Here is a 716-nt window from a genome sequence, read left to right on the forward strand (position 1 = left end):
TATCAGTATTTCGCTAATGTACAGGAGAATAAGCCTTGCAGGACTACATTATTTGGTTTGATGAACTGGGTATGAACGATGTTGATCGAGTGGGGGGAAAGAATGCTTCACTCGGCGAGATGATCAGTCATCTATCTTCTGTAGGGGTAAGGGTGCCGGGCGGTTTTGCTACAACGGCTCAGGCATATTGGGACTTTCTATCAGAGAACGGCTTAAGTGAGCGTATCAATGCAGAGCTTGCTTCACTCGATGTAAAAGACGTTACAGCCTTGGCAGAAAGTGGTGCCAAAATTCGTGGCTGGGTGATGGAGGCTCCGTTTCAAGAGGCTCTCAATAGGGCGCTTGAAGATGCTTTCAAAAAGCTACAAGACGGAAATCAAAACTTGGCCGTTGCAGTTCGTTCTTCCGCCACTGCCGAAGATTTGCCTGAGGCTTCTTTTGCTGGTCAGCAAGAAACCTTCTTGAATGTTACCGGAATCGAACAAGTTAAAGCTCTGGTTAAAGAAGTTTTTGCTTCGCTTTATAACGATAGAGCGATCTCTTATCGTGTTCACCATGGGTTTGAGGATAGTGAAGTGGCATTGTCCGCTGGTATTCAAAATATGGTGCGCAGTGAGACGGCTAGCTCCGGTTTTATGTTTACCCTCGATACCGAATCCGGCTTTAGAGATGTGGTTTTTATCACTTCCTCATATGGCTTGGGTGAAACTGTCGTG

At 46.1% G+C, this 716-nt stretch carries 1 protein-coding gene; it reads left to right on the forward strand.

Annotated elements, in window-relative coordinates:
* Nucleotides 1–35: 35 nt before the first annotated feature.
* On the forward strand, nucleotides 36–716 hold a 681-nt coding region (locus A3729_RS22335), incomplete at its 3' end, for a PEP/pyruvate-binding domain-containing protein (RefSeq protein WP_304439743.1).

Source organism: Oleiphilus sp. HI0043 (assembly GCF_001634935.1).